This window comes from Streptomyces albireticuli, from assembly GCF_021228125.1.
Taxonomy (GTDB): domain Bacteria; phylum Actinomycetota; class Actinomycetes; order Streptomycetales; family Streptomycetaceae; genus Streptomyces; species Streptomyces albireticuli.
Window position 1 is genome coordinate 138,197 of the sequence record NZ_JAJQQS010000005.1, and the last position, 20,726, is coordinate 158,922.

Genomic DNA, 20,726 nt, shown 5'->3' on the forward strand with positions numbered 1-20,726 from the left:
GCAGCCATGCCTCACCCCGTCGCGCGCGCCGGCGCCGATCTGCGACTGATACGGGCCGCGGTGTTCACCGCGGTCTGTGTTCTGCTGTCCGCGGGCGGGCACGTGCTGGCCTCCTGCGCGAGCGTTCCGCTGTGGACGCTGGGCGCGGGCTGCGCGCTGGTGCTGGCGCTCGTCCTGCCGCTGGCCGGCCGGGAGCGTTCGCTGCCGGGGATCGCGGCCGGACTGGCCGTCGGCCAGCTCGCGCTGCACACCCTCTTCGGACTGGGCCAGCGGAGCGCCGGGGTGACCCCGGGCCAGGCGGCCTCCGAGGGGCGGCTGATCACCTTCGCCGCCAAGCTGATCTGCAACCAGCCGCACGCGATGTCCGCCGCCGACGCCCGCCGTGTGATCACGGACGCCGGGCTCGACCCCGCCGTGCACCCGATGCGGATGGGCGCCGTACCCCCGCCCGTCACCCCCGGAACGGGCGGCTCCACGCCCCTGGACCGGCTGCTGGACTCCCTGCTCGGCGCGCTGCCGCTCTCGCTGCCCATGCTGCTCGGCCATCTGCTCGCGGCGCTGGCCGCGGGCTGGCTGCTGCGGCGCGGGGAGATGGCGCTGTGGCGGGCGGTGTCGCTGTCGGGCCGCCCGGCGCGCGAGGTCGCGGAGGCGGCGCTCGTACGGTCGCTGCGCGCTGCCCTGACGCTCGTACGCGCCCTGTGGGACCGCTCGGCCGGTGAGCCGCCGCGGGTCGCCCGGGGCCGGTCCGGGGACGAGGACCGCCCGGTGGTGGAGCCCGCGCTCCAGCGCTTCGTGACCCGGCGGGGACCGCCGCGCCTCACCCTCGCGGCCTGACACGCGACGCACTCCGACGACCCGGCGGCACAGAGCACGGGACGGGAGGGCGGGCGCGCTGTCGCCGCACGCGCGCGCGTATCCCTTCCGTTCCCTCCTGCCTGTGGAGTGTCCCCATGAACACCTCTCTCGGCCGTCTCCGCCGTCTCCCGGTCATCGGCGGCATCACCGCCGGTGCCGTCCTGCTCCTCGCCGGTCCCGCCTTCGCGCACGTCAGCGTGCAGCCGGGCACCGCCGAGAAGGGCGGCTACAGCACCATCGCCTTCAAGGTGCCGAACGAGAAGAACGACGCCTCGACGGTGAAGCTCGAGGTCACGCTCGACCAGAAGCACCCGCTCTCCTCGGTGACCGTGCAGCCCGTCCCCGGCTGGGACGTCAAGGTCGAGAAGACCAAGCTCGACAAGCCGCTCCAGACGCACGGCAAGACCATCGACGAGGCCGTCAGCAAGATCACCTGGACCGGCGGCAAGATCGAGCCGGGTCAGTTCCAGCAGTTCCCGCTCTCCGTCGGCCAGCTGCCCACGGACGTCGACGAGCTGGTCTTCAAGGCCCTCCAGACCTACTCCGACGACGACGTGGTGCGCTGGATCGACCCGTCCAAGCCGGGCGGCGAGGAGGCCGAGCACCCCGCGCCGACGCTGAAGCTCGTCGCCAAGGCCGACAAGGCCGCCGCGGACAAGGGCGGCAAGGCCGCGGACGGCAAGGACGCCCAGGCGGCCCCGGCCGCCGCGTCCTCGGACAAGAGCGAGGACTCCTCCGACACGACCGCCCGGGTGCTCGGCGTCGTCGGCATCGTCGTCGGCATCGCGGGCGTGGCCTTCGGCGTGCTCGCCGGCCGCCGCCGCTCCGCCTGACCCGCGGCCCGCACGGACCGGGGCGGCACCCGCCACGGCGCGGCGCCGCCCCCGCACACCGACCCATCCCTGGAGAAGAGCTCCATGCGCACCAAGATCCTGGGCGTGGCACTGGCCACCGCCGCCGCGCTCGCCCTCACCGCCTGCGGCGGCGGGGACGGCGACGGCGACAAGCCGGCGGCCGATGTCTCCACCGCGCCCAAGAAGGCCGCGATCACCCTGGACAGCCCGAAGGCCAAGCCCGACCTGGTCCTCACGGACACGGGCGAGAAGAAGTACGAGCTGGTCAAGGAGACGAAGGGCCACCCCGTCCTCCTCTACTTCGGCTACACCTACTGCCCCGACGTCTGCTCGACCGTCGTCTCCGACATGGCCGACGCCGCGAAGAAGCTGCCGGAGGCCGACCGCAAGAACCTGAAGATCGTCTTCGTCACCACCGACCCCGCCCGGGACACCCCCAAGCGGATGCGGGAGTGGCTCGACGCCCAGGGCGGTCAGGACATCGTGGGCCTGACCGGCGACTTCGACACGATCCAGGCGGCCGCCAAGCCGCTCGGCATCTTCGTGGAGAAGCCCAAGAAGGAGAAGGACGGCTCCATCACCGTCAGCCATGGCGCCGAGGTCGTCGGGTTCTCGCCCAAGGACGACGGCGGCCATTGGATCTACACCGCGGAAACCACCGCAGCCCAGTACGCCAAAGATCTCCCGAAGATCGTCAAGGGGGAGAACCCGTGATGCGCAAGACCACCACCGCCACCGCCGTCACCCTGCCGCTCCTGCTCGCCGGGGGCATGCTCCTGGTGACCGGGTGCCAGTCGGAGAAGAACGCCCTGGCGTCCGACAAGCCCGAGCTCTCGGTCAGCGGCGCCTATCTGCCGCAGCCCGCGATGCCCGACATGGCCGCCGCCTATCTGACGGTCAAGAACACCGGTGGCAAGGCCGACCAGCTGATGTCCGTCACCAGCCCGCTCTCGGGTGACATCACCATGCACACCACCGAGGGCTCGCAGATGAAGCACGCGGCCGAGCTGGACGTGCCCGCGAAGGGCGAGCTGAAGCTCACCCGTGGTGGCACCCACCTGATGCTCGGCAAGCTCGGACACAAGCCCAAGGTCGGCGAGAAGATCGAGTTCACGCTCCACTTCGCCGCCTCCGGGGCAGTGAAGGTCCGGGTGCCGGTCGAGTCCACCACGTTCCGCCCCCAGGGCTGACAGGACTGACGAGGATGCGATGAGGACCCTGACCGCCGGACGGCTGCTGCCCCTCCTCGGGACGCTGCTCGCCGCGCTGCTGTGCGCGCTCGGACCCGGCGCGGGCACCGCGTCGGCACACGCCGCGCTGACCGCGACCGACCCCGCCACCGGCTCGGTGGTGCCGACCGCCCCCCAGCGGGTCACGCTGACCTTCTCCGAGGGGGTGCTGCTGACCGCCGACTCGGTGCGGGTCCTCGACCCGCGCGGCGAGCGCGTCGACGAGGGCCGGCCCACGCACGTGGACGGCAGGTCGGGCACGGCGTCCGTCGGACTGCGCGGCGGGCTCGTGGACGGTACGTACACGGTGGCCTGGCAGGCCGTCTCCGCGGACAGCCACCCGGTGGCCGGGGCCTTCACCTTCTCCGTCGGCGCGCCGTCGAAGACGGCCGCCAAGGTGACGACCGCCGAGGTCGACCCGACGGTCGACCGGCTGTACGGCACGGCGCGGTACGCGGCGTACGCCGGCTTCGCGCTGCTCGTCGGCGGCTGCGTCTTCGCAGGCGTGTGCCGCTCCTCGCGGCCCGTCCAGCGGGTCGCGGTGGGCGGCTGGATCGCCCTCTTCGTCTCGACGGCCGCGCTCTTGCTGCTGCGCGGCGCGTACACCAGCGGCAAGGGTCCGGGGTCCGTCCTGGACCTGTCGCTGCTCGGCGACGTGCTGAACACCAAACCGGGCGCGGCGCTGCTGTCGCGGCTGCTGCTGCTCAGCGCGGCGGCGGTCTTCCTGGCCGTCCTCTTCGGCTCGTTCGCCCGTGGGGACGACGGCCGCACGGGGCAGGAGCGCCGGGACGTCGCGTTCGGGCTCGGCGTCGGCGGCACGGTCGTCGCCACCGGGCTGGCCGCGACCTGGGCGATGGCCGAGCACGCGTCGGCCGGGCTGCAGACCTGGCTGGCGATGCCGGTCGACGTGCTGCACCTGCTGGCCGTCGGGGTGTGGCTGGGCGGGCTGGCGGCCCTGCTGTCCACCCTGTGGGCGGGCGACCCGGTCCCCGTCGCGGCCGTGCGGCGCTTCTCCCGGCTCGCGTTCGCGTCGGTGTGCGTGCTGGTGGCGACGGGGCTCTACCAGTCCTGGCGGCAGGTCGGCTCGTGGGGCGCGCTCACCGGCACCGCGTACGGACGGCTGCTGCTGATCAAGGCCGGCCTGGTGGTCGCCCTGGTCGGGGTCGCCTTCTTCTCCCGGCGCTGGACGGGCCGGCTGACGGATCGCGCGGAGCCGCGGAAGGCCAGGCCGGCGGCGAAGAACCCGGGGGCGGCCAAGGTCCCGGGCTCCACGGGTGCCCCGGGCGGCGCGAAGAGCCCGGGCTCCGCGAAGAACCCGGCCGGTGGCAAGGCGGCGGGCGGCAGGACGGCGGCCGGCGGCAAAGGCGGCACCTCGCCGGAGCGGGCCGCCCAGCTCGCCCGGCAGCAGGCCGCCCTCACCAAGGCCGCCGGGAAGCGGCGGCGCGACGCGGACGAGGGCCGCAGCGGACTGCGCCGCTCCGTCCTCGCCGAGACCGCTGTCGCCGTGGTCCTCCTCGCCGTCACCACCCTGCTCACCGGCACCCAGCCGGGCCGCTCGGAGACCGAGCAGAAGCAGGCCGGCGCCGCCCGGGCCACGGCACCCGCCGCCGGGCCCGCCGAGGCGCGGATCCCGTACGACACCGGCGGCCCGAACGGCCGCGGCACGGCCACCGTGCGGATCGACCCGGCGCGCTCGGGCGACAACACACTGGACGTCCGCGTGGCCGGCCCGGACGGCCAGGCCGTCGACGTACCGCAGCTGGAGGTCTCCCTCACCGAGACCCGGAAGAAGATCGGCCCGCTGCGCACCCCCCTCAAGCGCCTCTCCGCCGGGCACTGGCAGGCCACCGGCCTCCAGCTCCCCATGGCCGGCGAGTGGCAGCTCACCCTGACCGTACGGACCTCCGACATCGACCAGATCACGGAGCTCAGGAACGTGAAGATCAACTGATGGCTGAACGAGCTGGACAGGCAGAGAAGACGACACCGGCGGAGAGCCGGGCGCCCGAGCGGGAACGGGGGATGAGCCGGCGGCGGCTGCTCGGCACCGCCGGGGCCGTCGGCGCGGCCGGACTCGTCGTGGGCGGCGCCGGCGGCGCGCTCGCGGCCGAAGCCGCGCGGGAGACCCCGGCGGAGCTCGCGGGCGTCGGCGCCGGGACCGTGCCGTTTCACGGGAAACATCAGGCCGGGATCGCCGATCCCGCGCAGGCGCACGGCCATCTGCTCGCCTTCGACCTCGCGCCCGGCGCCGACCGCAGGGCCGCGGCGGCCCTGCTGCGGCGCTGGTCGGCGACGGCCGCGGAGCTGATGGCGGGCGAGGCTCCCAAGGGCGACGACACCGGCATCGCCCTCGACGCGGGTCCCTCGTCCCTGACCGTCACCTTCGGTTTCGGCCGCACCTTCTTCGACCGGACCGGCCTGGTCTCCAAGCGGCCCGTCGCCCTGGAGCCGCTGCCCGTCTTCACCGCCGACGCGCTCGACGCCAAGCGCGGCGAGGGCGACCTGTGGGTGCAGGTCGGCGCCGACGATCCGCTCGTCTCCTTCCACGCGCTGCGGGTGCTCCAGAAGCAGGCCGGGGACGCGGCGCGGCCGCGCTGGCAGATGAACGGCTTCAACCGGACGCCGGGCGCCACCGCGAAGCCGATGACCGGCCGCAATCTGATGGGCCAGATCGACGGCACCAACAACCCGAAGCCGGCGGATCCCGACTTCGCCGCCCGGGTCTTCGTCCCGGACGACTCCGGCGACTGGATGGCCGGCGGCTCGTACGCGGTGGTCCGGCGCATCCGGATGCTGCTCGACAGCTGGGACCACCTGTCGCTGGAGCGCCAGGAGAAGGTCATCGGCCGCCGGAAGTCCGACGGCGCGCCCCTCTCGGGCGGTACGGAGACGACCCCGGTGGACCTGGAGAAGTTCGGCGCGGACGGCTCGCTGGCGATCGCGGGCGACGCCCACGTCCGCGTCGCGGCCCCGGAGTCCAACCGGGGAGCCGCGATGCTGCGGCGCGCGTTCAACTTCCACGACGGCTACCGCGACGACGGCGCCCCGGACGCGGGCCTGCTCTTCGTCGCCTGGCAGGCGGACCCCCGCAGGGGCTTCGTCCCGGTCCAGCGCAAGCTGGACCGCGGGGACGGGCTCTCCCGCTTCCTCAGCCACGAGTCGAGCGGGCTGTACGCGGTCCCGGGCGGCTGCGCGCCGGGCGAGTACGTGGGGCAGCGGCTGCTGGAGGGGTGACGGCCCGGTTCCCGCTCTCCCCCCGGGGAGGGCGGGAACGCGGAAGGCCCGGCGACCGGGCGGGGGCGGGCCGTCCCGGGCCCGGCCCCGTTCGGGAACCGCCGGCCGCGGGTCACTCGGTATCGTGACGAAGCCCAAGGCAACCCCCCGGAGGAAATCGCGTGATGTCGGCCAGCCGCTACACCTACCTCGGCCCGGAGGGCACCTTCACCGAGGCCGCCCTGCGCACGCTCCCCGAGGCCGCCCCGCGGGAACTCGTGCCCATGGTCTCCGTGCCGGCCGCCCTGGACGCCGTGCGCAACGGCGAGGCCGCCGCCGCGCTCGTACCGATCGAGAACTCCGTCGAGGGCGGGGTCACCGCGACCCTCGACGAACTGGCCACCGGCGCCCCGCTGATGATCTACCGCGAGGTCGTGCTCCAGATCGCGTTCGCGCTGCTCGTGCGGCCGGGGACGAAGCTGTCCGACATCAAGACGGTGACCGGCCACCCGGTCGCGCAGCCGCAGGTGCGCAACTGGCTGGCGGCGAACCTGCCGGACGCGCTGTGGGAGTCCTCGGCGTCGAACGCGGACGGTGCCCGGCTGGTGCGGGAGGGGCGTTACGACGCCGCCTTCGCCGGTGAGTTCGCGGCGGCGACGTACGGGCTGGAGGCGCTGGTCACCGACATCCACGACGCGGAGAACGCGCAGACCCGCTTCGTGCTGGCGGGCCGCCCCGCCCGCCCGGCGGTCCGCACGGGCGCGGACCGGACCTCCGTCGTGGTGTGGCTGCGCGCCGACCACCCGGGCGCGCTGCTGGAGTTGCTCCACGAGTTCTCGTCGCGCGGGGTGAACCTCATGCTCATCCAGTCGCGGCCGACGGGCGAGGGCATCGGCAACTACTGCTTCGCGATCGACGCGGAGGGCCACATCACCGACCGCCGGGTGGCCGAGGCGCTGATGGGTCTCAAGCGGATCTGCCCGAAGGTGCGGTTCCTCGGCTCGTATCCGCGCGCCGGGGTCGACCCGGCCGAGGTGGGGCCGACGGCGCGGGGCATGTCGGACGAGGACTTCACGGCGGCGACGGACTGGATCGCGCGCTGCCAGGACGGCCGGGGCTGACGGAGACCGGTGGGGGCCGGGTGGGGGCACGGTGTGGGCCGATGGCGGCCGGCGGCGGGCACGGTGTGGATGACCCACAGGGTTATCCACAGGCCGTTCTCGACCTGGGGATAAGTCGACAGATCGAGGCCCCCGGAAGTCTCCCCGAATCGGTCAAGGTCGACAAATCTCTCTAACTACAGGCCCGTCATCCACAGCACCTAGGTCACCCCTTAGAGGGTCCAGGCCACGGGAACGTCAGGTGAATGTCACCAAACAACCCTTTAGGGCGAGCCAATACCACCCGAATGAGCGGGCCGGAGAGGTTTGACCTACAAATCTTGGGCACGGGACGGAACTGATCGGAACGTTCGATTCCGGCGTCCACAGATTTCACGCACAGCCTGTGGACAAAGAAACGGAAGTATCGACTCCTGTGGACAACAGCCCTCCCAACTCCCGCCACCCGCAAGGGTGATCACCGGGCCGCCTTCCTCACGCCCGCCCCTATGCCCCTTTTCATCAAATGCGCACGCATTTTCCGACAGCCCCGCCGACAGCGTTATTCACAGCCTTTTCCACCCACCCTAAACTAGGGCAAAATGGGACGTAGAGGAATATCGCGTCGAGTGATCGTCCCCGCAACGGTAGCCTTGTGGGGTGATTGACCTTCGCCTGCTTCGTGAGGACCCCGACCGTGTGCGCGCCTCCCAGCGCGCCCGTGGAGAGGACGTCGACGTCGTCGACGCGCTGCTCTCCGCCGACGAGCGGCGCAGGTCGTCCAGCGTCCGCTTCGACGAACTCCGCTCCGAGCAGAAGTCGCTCGGCAAGCTCATCCCCAAGGCCGCCGGTGACGAGAAGGCCGCCCTGCTGAAGAAGGCGGGCGAGCTCTCCGCCGCCGTCAAGGCCGCCGACGCCGAGCAGGACGAGGCCGCCGCCGAGGCTCAGCGGCTCCTGCTCCGGATCGGCAACCTCGTCCACCCGGACGTCCCGCGCGGCGGCGAGGACGACTTCGTCGTCCTCGAGACCGTCGGCACCCCGCGCGACTTCGCCGCCGAGGGCTTCGAGCCCAAGGACCACCTGGAGCTCGGCCAGTCGCTCGGCGCGATCGACGTCGAGCGCGGCGCCAAGGTCTCCGGTTCGCGCTTCTACTACCTGACGGGCGTCGGCGCGCTGCTGGAGCTCGCGCTGGTGAACGCCGCCATCGCGCAGGCCACCGCCGCCGGCTTCACCCCGATGCTCACCCCCGCGCTGGTCAAGCCGCGGGCCATGGAGGGCACCGGCTTCCTCGGCCAGGCCGCCCAGGACGTCTACCACCTGGAGAAGGACGACTTCTACCTGGTCGGCACGTCCGAGGTGCCGCTCGCGGCGTACCACATGGACGAGATCCTGGAGGCCTCGCAGCTCCCGCTGCGCTACGCCGGCTTCTCCCCGTGCTTCCGCCGCGAGGCCGGTACGTACGGCAAGGACACCCGGGGCATCTTCCGCGTCCACCAGTTCGACAAGGTCGAGATGTTCTCGTACATCGCGCCGGAGGACTCGGAGGCGGAGCACGCCCGTCTGCTGGAGTGGGAGAAGCAGTGGCTGACCAGCCTGGAGCTGCCGTTCCAGGTGATCGACGTGGCCACGGGTGACCTCGGCTCCTCCGCCTCGCGCAAGTTCGACTGCGAGGCGTGGATCCCCACCCAGGGCAAGTACCGCGAGCTGACCTCGACCTCCAACTGCGACGAGTTCCAGGCCCGCCGCCTGTCCGTGCGGATGCGCGACGGCAAGAACGTCCGCCCGCTGGCGACGCTCAACGGCACGCTGTGCGCCGTCCCGCGCACGATCGTGGCGATCCTGGAGAACCACCAGCAGGCCGACGGCACGGTCCGCGTCCCCGAGGTGCTCCGCCCCTACCTGGGCGGCCGCGAGATCCTGGAGCCCGTCGCCAAGTGACCTCCTCCGGCTCACCCGCGGGTCCGCCGCCGTTCCGGCTGATCGCGACCGACCTCGACGGCACGCTGCTGCGCCCCGACGACACCGTCTCGGAGCGCACCCGCGCCGCGCTCGCCCGGGCGACGGCGGCGGGCGCCGCGCACATCGTCGTCACCGGCCGCTCGGTGCCCTGGACCAAGCACATCCTGGAGGCGCTGGACTACCAGGGCCTCGCGGTGTGCGGGCAGGGCGCGCAGGTGTACCACGCGGGTGAGCACCGGCTCCTGACGTCGGTGACGCTGGACCGGCAGCTCGCCGGTCTCGCCGTCGCCAAGATCGAGGCCGAGGTCGGCCCGCTGTTCCTGGCCGCCAGCCGGGACGGCATGGACGGCGAGGTGCTGGTCGGCCCCGGCTATCGCGTCCAGGAGGGCCCCCTTCCGGTCATCTCGGTCACGGACACCGCCGAGCTGTGGGCCGCCCCGCTGAACAAGCTCTACCTCCAGCACCCGGGCCTCGACGACGACGGCCTGGCCGAGGTCGCGCGAGGCGTCGCCGGTGACCTGGTGGGCGTGACGATGGCGGGCCCCGGCATCGTCGAACTGCTGCCGCTCGGGCTGAGCAAGGCCACGGGCCTGTCGCTGGCCGCGCGCCGGCTGGGTCTGAAGGCCGCCGACACGATCGCCTTCGGCGACATGCCCAACGACGTCCCGATGTTCGGCTGGGCGGCCCACGGCGTGGCCATGGCCAACGCCCATGCCGAGCTGAAGGCCGTGGCCGACGAGATCACCGAGTCGAACGCGGACGACGGGATCGCGGTCGTCCTTGAGCGTCTGTTCGCCTGACGGACCCGGGTGACTCCGCTTCACCGAAGGCCGCGTCCGGCTCACCGGGGGACCCCGGTGGCCCGGGAGCGGCCTTCGCCCGTCCCCGTCTCCTCCGCCTCCTCCGCAGGGCTTCCTCGGCGCGGGTGAGGTCCCACGTCGGCAGCCCGTACGAGAGCGGGCGGCCGCAGGCCAGGCCGATGGTCACGGAAACCGCGTGGCCGATGTCGGTGTACGTGCCGCCGGTGCACAGCGGGACGGCGAAGAAGGCCACCAGGCTCGCGGAGTAGCCCCACCGCCAGGGGCGCGGCACCCGGTAGGTGAGGACGCCGGCCGCCGCGGCGAGCCCGTAGGAGACGCCTATGTCGACCACGTGTTTCATCGAGCGCGGTAGCGAGTGGTCCTGGATGGCCAGCATGACGATGTCCTGGCTGATGAGCGTGGCCGCGACGTGCGCGACGGCGACGACGAACAGCCAGCGCAGGGTGCCGATCCAGCGTTCGACATTGGCGTGGACGAGCTCGAAGAGCCCGGCGTAGAGCAGGAACGAGGACGGGTTCTCGATCCAGAAGCCGCTGATCAGCAGGGACTCGATCGGCTGCTTGTTCAGCTGGTGGATGTTGCTGCTGGTGCGGTGCAGGAGGAAGGTCTCCAGGTCCTGGCTGGCCGCGGCGACGACCAGGCTGGTCACCCCGATGATCAGCAGCCAGATGTGGGTGCCGGGAGAGGTCCGGACCCAGGAGCTCACGGCGGAGCGCAGGCGTGCGACGTCTGCCTTCACCCTTACGACGGTAGCCTCGGCCGGATCCGGACGCAGTTGTAGGATGACTGGGCAACCGGGAGAATCGGGCTTCGGAGGAACACGGAATGGCACTGCGGGCGGCGGGGCGGCAGTCCCTCGTGGACACCGTCGTGGATCAGCTGCGCGCCCAGGTCGGCGCCGGTGAGTGGCGGGTCGGCGAGCGCATCCCGACCGAGCACGCGCTCGCGGAGCAGCTCCAGGTCGGGCGGAACACGGTCCGCGAGGCCGTAAGGGTGCTCGTCCACGCCGGAATGCTCCGTTCGAGGCAGGGCGAGGGCACCTTCGTCGTCTCCATGGCCGACCCGGCCGAGATCATGCGCGGAGTGCAGCGCGCCGGTGTGCGGGACGTCCTGGAGCTGCGCATCGCCCTGGAGGTCGAGGCCGCGCGGCTCGCGGCGGTGCGCCACGAGCCCGCCGACCTGGAGCGGATGCGGGCGGCCCTGGACGCCCAGACGGCCTTCGAGGACCCCGAGGGCCAGCCGGACTCCGGCAGCCTGGAGCTCTACGCGGACCACGACGTCGCCTTCCACCGGGCGGTCGTGGAGGCCGCCCACAACAGCGCGCTGACCGCGACGTACGGCTGGTTCAGCAGCTCGGTGCGCGAGGCGCTCGTCACCGCGCTCGGCGACCGCGAGATGCCGCGCATCGTCCACGGCGACCACCACGACCTGATGACCGCCATCGCCTCCGGCGACCCCGAGGCGGCCGCGCGGGCCGCCCGGCTGCTGCTCGAACGGCCCAAGCGGGCCGTGGAGTCCCTGCTCCCGGAAAGCTGACCCGCCGCCCCTCCCATCGTTCCCGCACCCCTTTGGAGAGATCACCCATGTCGGAGCCGAGGCCCCAAGCACCACTGATCGACGCGGAGGAGGACCTGGCGCCCGCGCCCGCCGTGGCGGCCGCGCGGCGGCGGCTGCGCGCCCACCCCGCGCTGGTGCTCCTCGGCATCGTGCTGGCCTCGCTCAACATGCGGGCGGCGCTGGCCGGGGTGTCGCCGCTGGTCGGCGAGATCGGCGACCACTTCCACCTGGCCGCCACCGCGAGCAGCCTGGTGACGACCATCCCCCTCGTCTTCATGGGGCTCGGCTCGATCGTCGCGCCCAAGCTGGCCCGCCGCTGGGGCACCGAGGCCGTGCTGTGCGGCGCGCTCGTCCTGCTGTGCGGCGGCATCCTGCTGCGCGTGGCGCCGCCCGTCGTCGCGCTGTTCGCCGGCTGCGCGCTCGTCGGCACGGCGATAGCCCTGCTGAACGTCCTGATGCCGGGCCTGATCAAGCGGGACTTCCCCGAGCGGGCCGCGAGCATGACCGCCCTGTACTCCACCGCGATGATCCTCGGCGCCACCGTCTCGGCGGCCTCCGCCGTGCCGCTGGAGGAGGCCCTGGGCGGCTGGCAGGGGTCCCTGGTCTCCTGGGCACTGCTCGCGGCCGTCGCCGCCGCCGTCTGGCTGCCCCAGGCGCTCCTGGCGCGCCGGGGCACCCACCACGGCGAGGCCGCGGCCACGGAGCGCCGTACCGGAGCGCCGGAGCGCGGGCTGCTGCGCACCCCGCTCGCCTGGCAGGTCACGCTGTTCATGGGCGTGCAGTCGCTGATCGCGTACGTGTGCATCGCCTGGATGCCGACGATCTTCACCGACGGCGGCATGAGCAAGAGCGAGGCGGGCCTCGTCTACTCCTTCTACACGCTGGTGCAGATGGCCGGCTCGTTCGTCGTGCCGCTCCTGGCCGGGCGGCTGCGCGACCAGCGGCTGCTGGCGGTCGGCGTCGTGGCGCTGATGGCGGCGGGCGTCACCGGCCTGCTCGTCGCGCCCGTGGCCGGCGCCTGGCTCTGGGCGACCCTGATGGGCGTCGCGCAGGGCGGCACGCTGGGGCTCGCGCTGACGATGATGGTGCTGCGCACACGGGACTCCCACACGGCGGCCCGGCTCTCGGGCATGGCGCAGACCTGGGGCTATCTGGTGGCGTCCGTCGGCCCGTTCGCGCTCGGCGCGGTGCACCAGGCCACGGACGGCTGGACGCTGCCGGTGGCGCTGCTCCTCGTCGCCTGCGCGAGCCTGGTACTGCTGGGTCTGGGCGCCGGGCGCGATCGGCGGATCTGAGACGTTGAGGTGACGGGAGGCTCCTTCCGGGGCCTCCCGAGCCGGCCCCGGCCCCGCCGGTCCCGTACGCCGCTCCCGTCGCGGGGGCCCGGCGCCCGGAGCCGCCCGGCGGTCCCGGCCGGTCGCTGGGGAACCGTCGTGGTTCCCCAGCGGAACCACCGTGGAACCGTCGTGAGGAGTCCGTCCGCCATGCACGTGCCTTCCCGCATCACCGTCCCCACCACACTCGCCGCGTACCACGACGAGTTCGACGGGGAGGCGGGCCGCGCCTGGATCGCCGCCCTGCCGGACCTGGCCGCGGAGTTCCTCGACCGCTGGCGGCTCCGGCTCGACGGCCCCTCCTCGCACGGCTTCGTCGCGCTCGTCCTGCCCGTCCTGCGCGAGGACGGCACCCGGGCCGCGCTCAAGCTCCAGCCCGTCACCGACGAGAGCGTGGGCGAGCCCGTCGCCCTGCGCGCGTGGGGCGGCGACGGCGCGGTGGCCATGCTCGACCACGACACGGCCTCGGGCACGATGCTCCTGGAGCGGCTGGACGCGAACCGCTCGCTGCTGGCCGTGGAGGACCACGAAGCGTCCCTGCGCCTCCTTACGGAGCTCCTCGCGCGGCTCCTGACGACCCCGGCCCCCGCGGGCCTGCGCTCGCTCGCGGACATCGCGGGCGCGATGCTCGCCGACACCCCCGACGCCCTCCCGTACGTCACCGACACCGCCGACCGGCGCGTCGTCGCGCGCTGCGCCGAGGCCGTAAGGGAAGTGATCGCCGAACCGGGCGACCGTCTGCTGCACTGGGACCTGCACTACGAGAACGTCCTGGCCCCCCTGCCCGGCGCGGCGCGCGAGCCCTGGCTGGCCATCGACCCCAAACCCCTGGTCGGCGACCCCGGCTTCGAACTCCTCCCCGCCCTCCGCGACCGCTGGGACGACGTCACGGCCACGGGCGACGTGGAACGAGCGGTCCTCCGCCGCTTCGACCTGATGACCGACGTCCTCTCCCTCGACCGCGCCCGCGCCGCCCGCTGGACACTGGGCCGGGTCCTCCAGAACTCCCTGTGGGAGGTGGAGGACACGGAGGACGGCGAGAAGGTCACGCTGGAACCGGAACAGACGGCCATAGCGCGAATTCTGGAGGCCCGGCTGTAGGCCGTGGTCGGGTAAGGGGCGGGCTCCATGGAGCCCGCCCCTTACCCGACACCCGCCGCGCGGGAGGAACCGTCCGTCACTCCTCCCCGGCCAAGGTCAGCGTGCGGAGTTTCTGACCCGCGTACCAGGTCGCCAGGGTGGTGACGCCGATGAGGAGGACGAGGGCCAGGGGGAGGCCGACGTCCGAGGTGATGGCGCCTTCGGCGCCGATCTTCTGGGCGAGGGCCAGGGACCACTGCTGGACGCTCAGGGTGCGGGCGCCGGAGATGAGGCTGCCGAAGAGGGTCTCCCAGACCAGGGCGTAGACGAGGCCGGCGACGACGGCGTGCCGGGTGACGGTGCCCAGGAGGAGGAAGATCGCGCTGTAGGCGACGGAGGCCACGGCGGCGGCCACGGCGTAGGCGACGGCGATCTGCTGGCTGTTGCCGTTGAGGATGAAGCCCGCGATCAGGGTGGGGACCGCGGAGAAGGCCGCGGTGACGCCGACGGCGACGACCAGCTTGGTGAAGATGATCGTGGGGCGCTTGACGGGCTTGGAGAGGAGATAGACCACCGAGCCGTCGTCGATCTCCGGCCCGATCGCGCCCGTACCGGCGACGACCCCGATGAGCGGCACCATCGTGGCGAGCGCGAAGCCGCCCAGGACGTTCGCGGCGGTGTCGTCGTCGGCGCCGGTCAGGACGCGGATGACGACCGAGATGACGAGCAGGAGGGCGGGCAGCGCGAAGAGGATGAAGGCGCGGCGGCGGCCGAGGAGTCCCCGGTAGGTCAGCCGGGCGACGGTGCGGTTGTACATGGCGCTCCAGGCTCCTTTCAGGCCGTGACGAGGTAGGAGAAGACCGATTCCAGGGACTCGTCGGAGGGCGAGACCGTCAGGAGCCGGATGCCGTGCGCGCGGGCGACGCGCGGCAGCAGGGTGGTGAAGCGGCCGAAGTCGACGGCCTGGACGCGCAGGGCGCCCTCCTTGAGGTCGACCTCGATACCGGCCGTGGAGGGGTCGGCGATGAGGGCGGCGGCGAGGGCCCGGTCGTCGCTGGAGCGCACGAGGTAGCGGTGCGGGCGGTCCGTCATCAGGCGGCGGATCTTGCGGAAGTCGCCGGAGGCGGCGTGCCGGCCCGCGACCACGACCTCGATGTGGGCGGCGAGCTGCTCGACCTCTTCGAGGATGTGCGAGGAGAACAGCACCGTACGGCCCTCCGCGCCCATGCGCCGCAGCAGTTCCATCAGCTGCATCCGCTGGCGCGGGTCCATGCCGTTGAAGGGCTCGTCGAGGAGGAGCACGGACGGCTGGTGGACCAGGGCGGAGGCCATCTTCACGCGCTGGCGCATGCCCTTGCTGTACGTCGCGATCTTGCGGTCCTGCGCGTACTCCATCTCGACCGTGGCGAGGGCGTGCTGCGCCTCCTTCGCGCCCAGGCCGTGGAGTTCGGCGTTGGCGCGGACGAACTCCTGGCCGGTGAGGAAGTCGTACATCGCCTCGCGCTCGGGGACGATCCCGATGTGGCGGTAGACGCCCTCGTTGCGCCAGATCGTCGCGCCGTCGAGGGTGACCGTGCCGGTGGAGGGGGCGAGGAAGCCGCCCATCATGTTGATGAGGGTGGACTTCCCGGCGCCGTTGGGACCGAGGAGGCCGGTGACACCGGGGCCGACGGTCATGGAGACGTCGTTGACGGCGACGACGTTGCCGAACCAGCGGGAGACGTTGTCGATGCGGACAGTACTCATGGGCGCAGCCCATTCCTTGAGGGGTGGCGTGCGGGCGACGGGAGGGCGCTCATGGGCGCGGCCCATTTCCCTGAGGGGTGACGGTCGGGCGACGGGAAGGCGGTCACAGCCCGGCCTTTCGGTAGCGGCGCATCAGCAGCCCGAACGATCCGGCGATCACGGCGAGCAGCACGAGGACGTAGACGACCCCGGTGCCGGTGCCCGGGCCGTGGCCGCCGGGGAAGGCGGACGTGGCGGAGAGGAACGCCGTCTGGACGCCGTCGATCAAGGTGATCGGCGAGAACAGGCCGAGCCAGCTGATCGCGTCCGTGTTGTCGCGGGCGAGGGCGATGCCCTGGACGGTCGACACCGCGCCGTAGGAGATCGTCAGCACCGCGATGACCGCGGCGACGCCGAAGCCGCGGCGCGGGGTGAGCGCGGCGACCACCAGGCCGAGACCGGCGAAGAGGAGGGAGAGCAGGGCCACGGAGACCAGTCCTTGCGCGAAGCCCTTCGTCTGGTCGGCGAAGTCCAGCTTGGCGAGCAGGGCGCCCACGTACAGGATCAGCAGGGGCACGGCGGTGAGCAGGAAGAGCGCCGAGGCCATCGCCGCGAACTTGGCCGCCACGTAGTCGACGCGCTCGATCGGGCGGGAGAAGTACAGCGGGACGGTCTTGAAGCGCAGGTCGCGGGAGACCGACTGCGGGGCCTGGGAGGCGAGGTAGAGGCCGATGACGGCCTGGAGGAGGATCGCGTAGCGCGTGTAGGCCACCGGCAGGTCGTTCATCTTCGTCGTCACGGCGACCGCCACCATGATGGCGGCGGGGACGCACATGACGCCGAGCAGGATCATCGGCAGGACCTTGGACTTCGCCGACCGGCCGAGTCCGTACGCGCCGCGCAGGCTCTGCGAGAACAGCGAGCGGCGGGCGTAGGCGCGGCCGAGGCGGGCGCCGGAGTAGTTCCGGTAGCCGATGTTGTGGATGACGTCCTGGGCGGGCGCCGTGGTCTCAGGCGGCATCGGGCGCGCCTCCGTTCTGCTCGTCGCGCTGGGCCGCGGCCGCCCACTGATGACCGGCGCCCCAGCCTCCGCCGGCCGGGTCCGCCGGGCCGGCCGGGGCGGTGGCGGCGGGGTCCTCGTCCCGGAAGACCTCCGCGATGCGGTGGCGGCGCTGCTCCATGCGGACCAGGCCGAGTCCGAGGTCCGTGACGGCGTCGCGGACCGTGTCGTAGGTGCTCTCGTCGAGGACGTCGACGAGGAGGACGCGGCCGGAGACGGGCGCGCCGTCGGCGGTCCGGCCGGCCGGCCGGACCGTGAGGCCGGCCCCGGCGAGGGCCGCGAGGAGCGCGGCGGTGCCGTCGGGGCGGGCGTCCGAGTCGGTGACCTCCACGGCGAGGGAGCCCGTGGACTGGGTGAAGTCGTCCGTGGACGAGGACCGCAGCAGCTTGCCGCCGTCGATGACCACGACGTGATCGCAGGTGCGCTCCAGCTCGCCCAGCAGGTGCGAGGTGACCAGCACCGAGATGCCGAAGTCCGTGTGGACCCGCCGGATCAGGCCGAGCATCTCGTCGCGGCCGACCGGGTCGAGGCCGTTGGTGGGCTCGTCGAGCAGGACCAGCCGCGGGTCGTGGACGAGCGCCTGGGCCAGCTTGACCCGCTGCTTCATGCCGGTGGAGTAGCCGCCCATGGGGCGGTAGCGCTCCTCGTACAGACCCACGTGGCGCAGCGTGTCGGCGGTGCGCTCGCGCGCGGCCGTGGCCGGCAGGCCGGACATGCGGGCCATGTGGACGACGAACTCGGTCGCGGAGACGTCGGGCGGCAGGCAGTCGTGCTCGGGCATGTAGCCGACCCGCTCCCGGATGGCGGCGCCCTCGGTGGCGACGTCGAGGCCGAGCACGCTGGCGCGGCCCTCGGTGGCCGGGGAGAGCCCGAGCAGGATCTTGATCAGCGTGGACTTGCCGGCTCCGTTGGCACCCACCAGGCCGGTCACGCCCGGCGTGATGTCGACGGACAGCCGGTCGAGCGCGGTCACCCGGGGGAACCGCTTGCTGAGGCTTTCGGTAGCGATCACAGTCACGCCTTCGACGGTAGTGGCGCCTGCCACAGAGGGCGTCAGACCGGATGGCTGGATGTGCGTAGTCCTCAGGTCTGACGTCCCCGTAGGGGAGGAGGCCGGTGAGCGGGGGCGCCGGCGTGATCAACGGGGGCGGGGGCGCGGGGCGGGGGCGGCTCCGGTCCCCTCCCCGGGTTACCGAAAGTTATCCACAGGGCGTGCACAAGTCTTGACGTAGCCGCGGAGCATTGTCACATTCATCAGTGTCAAGTTGTGGAACGTGTACCGGCGTGCGGCCCCTAGGGAACGGCGGACGGCGATGGCCTCAGCAGTGGCTCGGGAACTGACCGCGGATCTGCGGGGGTTCAAGGAAACGCAGCGCCTCGCGTACGACTGCGCGGAGGAGGTCGCCGCCCAGCTCCGGCCGGGGGTGACCGAGCGCGAGGCGGCCCGGATGCAGCGCGCGTGGCTGCGGGAGCGCGGCGTGCGCGACTGGTTCCACCTCCCCTTCGCGTGGTTCGGGGACCGCACGGCGTTCGTGGGGTTCCGGGTGCCGCTCCAGTTCTTCCCCACGGACCGGCGGCTGGAGCCGGGGATGCCCTTCATCCTCGACATGGCCCCGGTGCACCGGGGCTTCACGGCCGACATCGGCTACGCGGGCTGCCTCGGGCCCCATCCCCTGCACGAGCTGCTGATGGCCGATCTGCGGGAGCACCGGGAGCTGATCCTGCGCGAGGTGCGCGAGCGCCGCCCGCTCCGGGAGATCTACGAGGACGTGGAGCGCCTCATGGTGCGCCAGGGCCATGCCAACCGCCATCGGGCCTATCCCTTCGGGGTGATCGCGCACAAGGTCGGCCGGATACGGGAGCGTCGCTGGTCACCCCAGGTCTTCGGGTTCGGCACCCAGGCGCTGCGGGGGCTGGCCTCGGACGCCCTGCGCGGCCACCGGGAGGGCTGGTCGCCGTTGTGGAGCCCGCACCGCTTCTCCGACCACCCGCCGGCCCCCGGGCTGTGGGCCGTGGAGCCCCATCTCGGCTTCCGTGGGGTCGGCGCGAAGTTCGAGGAGCTCTTGGTGGTCACCGACTCGCGGGACCCCGAGGAGAGCGCGTTCTGGCTGGACGACGATCTGCCGCATGTGCGGCGCCGGCAGGAGGAGAGGGCCGCATGAGGGCAGGGACCGAAGGCGCGCGCGAGCGGTGGGTCCGCACGGGCGGGATCGAGCTGTGCGTCCAGGAGCTGGGCGACGCCTCGCGGCCCACCGTGCTGCTGCTGCACGGCTATCCGGACAGCAAGGAGGTCTGGTCCGAGGTCGCGGAGCGGCTGCGGGACCGCTTCCATGTCGTGCTCTACGACATCCGGGGCTGCGGCCGTTCCACGGCGCCGCTGCCGCTGCGGGGCGGCTTCACCCTGGAGAAGCTCACCGACGACTTCCTGGCCGTGGCGGAGGCGGTGAGCCCCGACGCGCCGGTGCACCTGGTGGGGCACGACTGGGGTTCGGTGCAGGGCTGGGAGTTCGCCACGGCGCGCCGCACCGAGGGGCGGGTCGCGTCCTTCACCTCGATCTCCGGCCCCTCCCTCGACCACCTCGCGCTGTGGCTGCGCAGGCGCGCCACCCGGCCCACCCCGCGCCGGGTGGCCCAGCTCCTGAGCCAGAGCGCCCGGTCCTGGTACGTGTACGCGCTGCACACCCCGGTGCTGCCGGAGGCCCTCATGCGCGGCCCGCTCCTGAAGCGGTGGCCGAAGATCCTCGCGCGGCTGGAGAAGCTCCCCTCCGACGGGTATCCGACGGAGTCACTGGCGACGGACGCGGCGCACGGCGCCTGGCTGTACCGCGACAACATCCGCGCCCGTATGCGCCGCCCGCGCACCGACGCCTACGCCCACGCGCCCGTCCAGCTGATCACCCCGACCGGGGACGTCTTCCTCTCCGACCGGCTCTACGACGGCCTGGAGGAGTGGGCGCCCGGTCTGGTGCGGCACACCCTGGCCGCGAAGCACTGGGTGCCGCGCTCCCGGCCGGACCAGGTCTCGGCCTGGATCGCGGAGTTCGTGGCGGAGCGGGAGCGCGGCGCCGGGGGCCCGGCCGGCCGCGCCTCGGCGCCCGCGGGGCCGTACGCCCAGGCGTTCGGCGGCCGGCTGGTGCTGGTGACGGGCGCGGCGAGCGGCATCGGCCGGGCGACGGCCTTCGCCTTCGCGGAGGCCGGCGCGCGCGTGATCGCCGTCGACCGCGACCCCGAGGGGGCGGTGCGCACGGCGGAGATGGCCCGGCTGCTGGGCGCGCCCGAGGCGGCGGCCGAGACCGTCGACGTCTCGGACGAGGCGGCCATGGAGAAGCTGGCCGCCAAGGTCGCCGCCGAGCACGGCGTGGTGGACATCCTGGTCAACAACGCCGGCATCGGCCTGGCCGGCGCCTTCCTGGACACCTCGGCCGAGGAGTGGCGGAAGATCCTCGACGTCAATCTGTGGGGGGTCGTCCACGGCTGCCGGGTCTTCGGCAGGCAGATGGCGGAGCGCGGGCAGGGCGGCCATATCGTCAACACCGCCTCGGCGGCGGCCTTCCAGCCGTCGAGGTTCCTCACCGCGTACAGCACGTCCAAGGCCGCCGTGCTGATGCTCAGCGAGTGCCTGCGCGCCGAGCTGGCGGGCAAGGGCATCGGAGTCACCGCGATCTGCCCCGGCATCGTCAACACCGGCATCACGGCCACCGCGCGCTTCACGGGCGTCTCCGAGGACGAGCAGCGACAGCTCCGGAAGAAGGCGGTCCGGCTGTACGGCCGGCGCAACTACCCACCGGAGAAGGTCGCCGAGGCGGTCCTGCGGGCCGTCCATCGCGACCAGGCGGTCGTCCCGGTGACGCCCGAGGCCCACGGCCTGCGTCTCATGTCCCGTTTCACACCGCGGCTGCTGCGCGCCCTCGCGCGGATCGACCTCCCGCTGTAGCGGGA

At 72.8% G+C, this 20,726-nt stretch carries 19 protein-coding genes; 14 read left to right on the forward strand and 5 right to left on the reverse strand.

From position 1 onward, the window contains the following. Positions 1–6 precede the first annotated feature (6 nt). The 9 genes from LUZ64_RS11325 to LUZ64_RS11365 all read left to right on the forward strand — a co-directional run bounded on the left by LUZ64_RS11325 (position 7) and on the right by LUZ64_RS11365 (position 10,010). Positions 7–834 carry a hypothetical protein gene (locus tag LUZ64_RS11325; RefSeq protein WP_095584291.1) on the forward strand — a complete coding sequence of 276 codons (828 nt, stop codon included), beginning with the start codon at positions 7–9 and terminating at the stop codon, positions 832–834. Between the two features lie 116 nt (positions 835–950). Beyond that, positions 951–1,688 carry a YcnI family copper-binding membrane protein gene (locus tag LUZ64_RS11330; protein ID WP_095584290.1) on the forward strand — a complete coding sequence of 246 codons (738 nt, stop codon included), beginning with the start codon at positions 951–953 and terminating at the stop codon, positions 1,686–1,688. Positions 1,689–1,772: 84 nt separating this feature from the next. Then, complete coding sequence (locus LUZ64_RS11335; RefSeq protein ID WP_095584289.1) at positions 1,773–2,423, forward strand: SCO family protein; 651 nt, start codon at positions 1,773–1,775, stop codon at positions 2,421–2,423. After that, a complete protein-coding gene (locus tag LUZ64_RS11340; protein ID WP_095584288.1) occupies positions 2,423–2,899 on the forward strand; it encodes a copper chaperone PCu(A)C in 477 nt (158 codons plus the stop codon). The genes LUZ64_RS11335 and LUZ64_RS11340 overlap by 1 nt, the downstream gene beginning before the upstream one ends. 19 nt (positions 2,900–2,918) lie before the next feature. After that, positions 2,919–4,889 carry a copper resistance CopC/CopD family protein gene (locus tag LUZ64_RS11345; protein ID WP_095584287.1) on the forward strand — a complete coding sequence of 657 codons (1,971 nt, stop codon included), beginning with the start codon at positions 2,919–2,921 and terminating at the stop codon, positions 4,887–4,889. Beyond that, positions 4,889–6,172, forward strand: a complete 1,284-nt coding sequence (gene efeB, locus LUZ64_RS11350; RefSeq protein ID WP_095584286.1) for an iron uptake transporter deferrochelatase/peroxidase subunit — start codon at positions 4,889–4,891, stop codon at positions 6,170–6,172. Before LUZ64_RS11345 ends, efeB begins: the two co-directional genes overlap by 1 nt. Before the next feature lie 164 nt (positions 6,173–6,336). After that, the gene (gene pheA / locus LUZ64_RS11355; RefSeq protein ID WP_095584285.1) at positions 6,337–7,272 is read left to right on the forward strand and encodes a prephenate dehydratase; all 936 of its coding nucleotides are present in this window, start codon (positions 6,337–6,339) and stop codon (positions 7,270–7,272) included. Positions 7,273–7,911: 639 nt separating this feature from the next. Further along, positions 7,912–9,189, forward strand: coding sequence for a serine--tRNA ligase (gene serS / locus LUZ64_RS11360; RefSeq protein WP_095584284.1), 1,278 nt, complete (start codon positions 7,912–7,914; stop codon positions 9,187–9,189). Next, on the forward strand, positions 9,186–10,010 hold the full coding sequence (locus LUZ64_RS11365) for an HAD family hydrolase (protein ID WP_095584283.1): 825 nt from the start codon (positions 9,186–9,188) through the stop codon (positions 10,008–10,010). Before serS ends, LUZ64_RS11365 begins: the two co-directional genes overlap by 4 nt. Here the strand turns inward: LUZ64_RS11365 and LUZ64_RS11370 are convergent. Beyond that, positions 9,952–10,770, reverse strand: coding sequence for a rhomboid-like protein (locus LUZ64_RS11370; RefSeq protein WP_232389906.1), 819 nt, complete (start codon positions 10,768–10,770; stop codon positions 9,952–9,954). The two genes, LUZ64_RS11365 and LUZ64_RS11370, sit on opposite strands and share 59 nt — an antisense overlap. 86 nt (positions 10,771–10,856) lie before the next feature. Between LUZ64_RS11370 and LUZ64_RS11375 the strand changes: the two genes are divergently transcribed. From LUZ64_RS11375 to LUZ64_RS11385, 3 genes are all read left to right on the forward strand, one after another. Beyond that, entirely contained in the window at positions 10,857–11,567 is a 711-nt protein-coding gene (locus tag LUZ64_RS11375; RefSeq protein ID WP_095584282.1) for a FadR/GntR family transcriptional regulator, read from the forward strand. 47 nt (positions 11,568–11,614) lie between these two features. Continuing rightward, entirely contained in the window at positions 11,615–12,883 is a 1,269-nt protein-coding gene (locus LUZ64_RS11380) for a CynX/NimT family MFS transporter (protein ID WP_095584281.1), read from the forward strand. Positions 12,884–13,072: 189 nt separating this feature from the next. After that, positions 13,073–14,023: an aminoglycoside phosphotransferase family protein gene (locus LUZ64_RS11385; protein WP_095584280.1), complete on the forward strand. Its 951-nt coding sequence runs from the start codon at positions 13,073–13,075 to the stop codon at positions 14,021–14,023. Between the two features lie 76 nt (positions 14,024–14,099). Here LUZ64_RS11385 and LUZ64_RS11390 read toward each other — a convergent pair whose 3' ends face one another. The 4 genes from LUZ64_RS11390 to LUZ64_RS11405 form a co-directional block, all read right to left on the reverse strand. Beyond that, on the reverse strand, positions 14,100–14,819 hold the full coding sequence (locus LUZ64_RS11390) for an ABC transporter permease subunit (RefSeq protein WP_095584279.1): 720 nt from the start codon (positions 14,817–14,819) through the stop codon (positions 14,100–14,102). A gap of 17 nt (positions 14,820–14,836) precedes the next feature. Further along, on the reverse strand, positions 14,837–15,748 hold the full coding sequence (locus tag LUZ64_RS11395; RefSeq protein ID WP_095584278.1) for an ABC transporter ATP-binding protein: 912 nt from the start codon (positions 15,746–15,748) through the stop codon (positions 14,837–14,839). A 103-nt stretch (positions 15,749–15,851) separates the two neighbouring features. Continuing rightward, entirely contained in the window at positions 15,852–16,748 is an 897-nt protein-coding gene (locus tag LUZ64_RS11400; protein WP_095584277.1) for an ABC transporter permease subunit, read from the reverse strand. Next, positions 16,738–17,832 (reverse strand): ABC transporter ATP-binding protein, encoded by a 1,095-nt coding sequence (locus tag LUZ64_RS11405; protein ID WP_095584276.1) that lies wholly within the window; start codon positions 17,830–17,832, stop codon positions 16,738–16,740. The genes LUZ64_RS11400 and LUZ64_RS11405 overlap by 11 nt, the downstream gene beginning before the upstream one ends. 268 nt (positions 17,833–18,100) lie before the next feature. Between LUZ64_RS11405 and LUZ64_RS11410 the strand changes: the two genes are divergently transcribed. Both LUZ64_RS11410 and LUZ64_RS11415 read left to right on the forward strand, forming a co-directional pair. Further along, positions 18,101–18,949 (forward strand): M24 family metallopeptidase, encoded by an 849-nt coding sequence (locus tag LUZ64_RS11410; protein WP_095582349.1) that lies wholly within the window; start codon positions 18,101–18,103, stop codon positions 18,947–18,949. Beyond that, entirely contained in the window at positions 18,946–20,721 is a 1,776-nt protein-coding gene (locus LUZ64_RS11415; RefSeq protein WP_095582350.1) for an SDR family oxidoreductase, read from the forward strand. The genes LUZ64_RS11410 and LUZ64_RS11415 overlap by 4 nt, the downstream gene beginning before the upstream one ends. Positions 20,722–20,726 lie beyond the last annotated feature (5 nt).

Excerpts from the sequence above, each read along its gene's own strand:
- LUZ64_RS11390 (WP_095584279.1), bottom strand. The coding sequence starts at position 14,819 with ATGTACAACCGCACCGTCGCCCGGCTGACCTACCGGGGACTCCTCGGC.
- efeB (WP_095584286.1), top strand. The coding sequence starts at position 4,889 with ATGGCTGAACGAGCTGGACAGGCAGAGAAGACGACACCGGCGGAGAGC.
- LUZ64_RS11400 (WP_095584277.1), bottom strand. The coding sequence starts at position 16,748 with ATGCCGCCTGAGACCACGGCGCCCGCCCAGGACGTCATCCACAACATC.
- LUZ64_RS11340 (WP_095584288.1), top strand. The coding sequence starts at position 2,423 with ATGCGCAAGACCACCACCGCCACCGCCGTCACCCTGCCGCTCCTGCTC.
- LUZ64_RS11380 (WP_095584281.1), top strand. The coding sequence starts at position 11,615 with ATGTCGGAGCCGAGGCCCCAAGCACCACTGATCGACGCGGAGGAGGAC.
- LUZ64_RS11330 (WP_095584290.1), top strand. The coding sequence starts at position 951 with ATGAACACCTCTCTCGGCCGTCTCCGCCGTCTCCCGGTCATCGGCGGC.
- LUZ64_RS11410 (WP_095582349.1), top strand. The coding sequence starts at position 18,101 with ATGGCCTCAGCAGTGGCTCGGGAACTGACCGCGGATCTGCGGGGGTTC.
- pheA (WP_095584285.1), top strand. The coding sequence starts at position 6,337 with ATGTCGGCCAGCCGCTACACCTACCTCGGCCCGGAGGGCACCTTCACC.
- LUZ64_RS11395 (WP_095584278.1), bottom strand. The coding sequence starts at position 15,748 with ATGAGTACTGTCCGCATCGACAACGTCTCCCGCTGGTTCGGCAACGTC.
- LUZ64_RS11345 (WP_095584287.1), top strand. The coding sequence starts at position 2,919 with ATGAGGACCCTGACCGCCGGACGGCTGCTGCCCCTCCTCGGGACGCTG.
- LUZ64_RS11375 (WP_095584282.1), top strand. The coding sequence starts at position 10,857 with ATGGCACTGCGGGCGGCGGGGCGGCAGTCCCTCGTGGACACCGTCGTG.
- LUZ64_RS11325 (WP_095584291.1), top strand. The coding sequence starts at position 7 with ATGCCTCACCCCGTCGCGCGCGCCGGCGCCGATCTGCGACTGATACGG.
- LUZ64_RS11385 (WP_095584280.1), top strand. The coding sequence starts at position 13,073 with ATGCACGTGCCTTCCCGCATCACCGTCCCCACCACACTCGCCGCGTAC.
- LUZ64_RS11335 (WP_095584289.1), top strand. The coding sequence starts at position 1,773 with ATGCGCACCAAGATCCTGGGCGTGGCACTGGCCACCGCCGCCGCGCTC.
- LUZ64_RS11415 (WP_095582350.1), top strand. The coding sequence starts at position 18,946 with ATGAGGGCAGGGACCGAAGGCGCGCGCGAGCGGTGGGTCCGCACGGGC.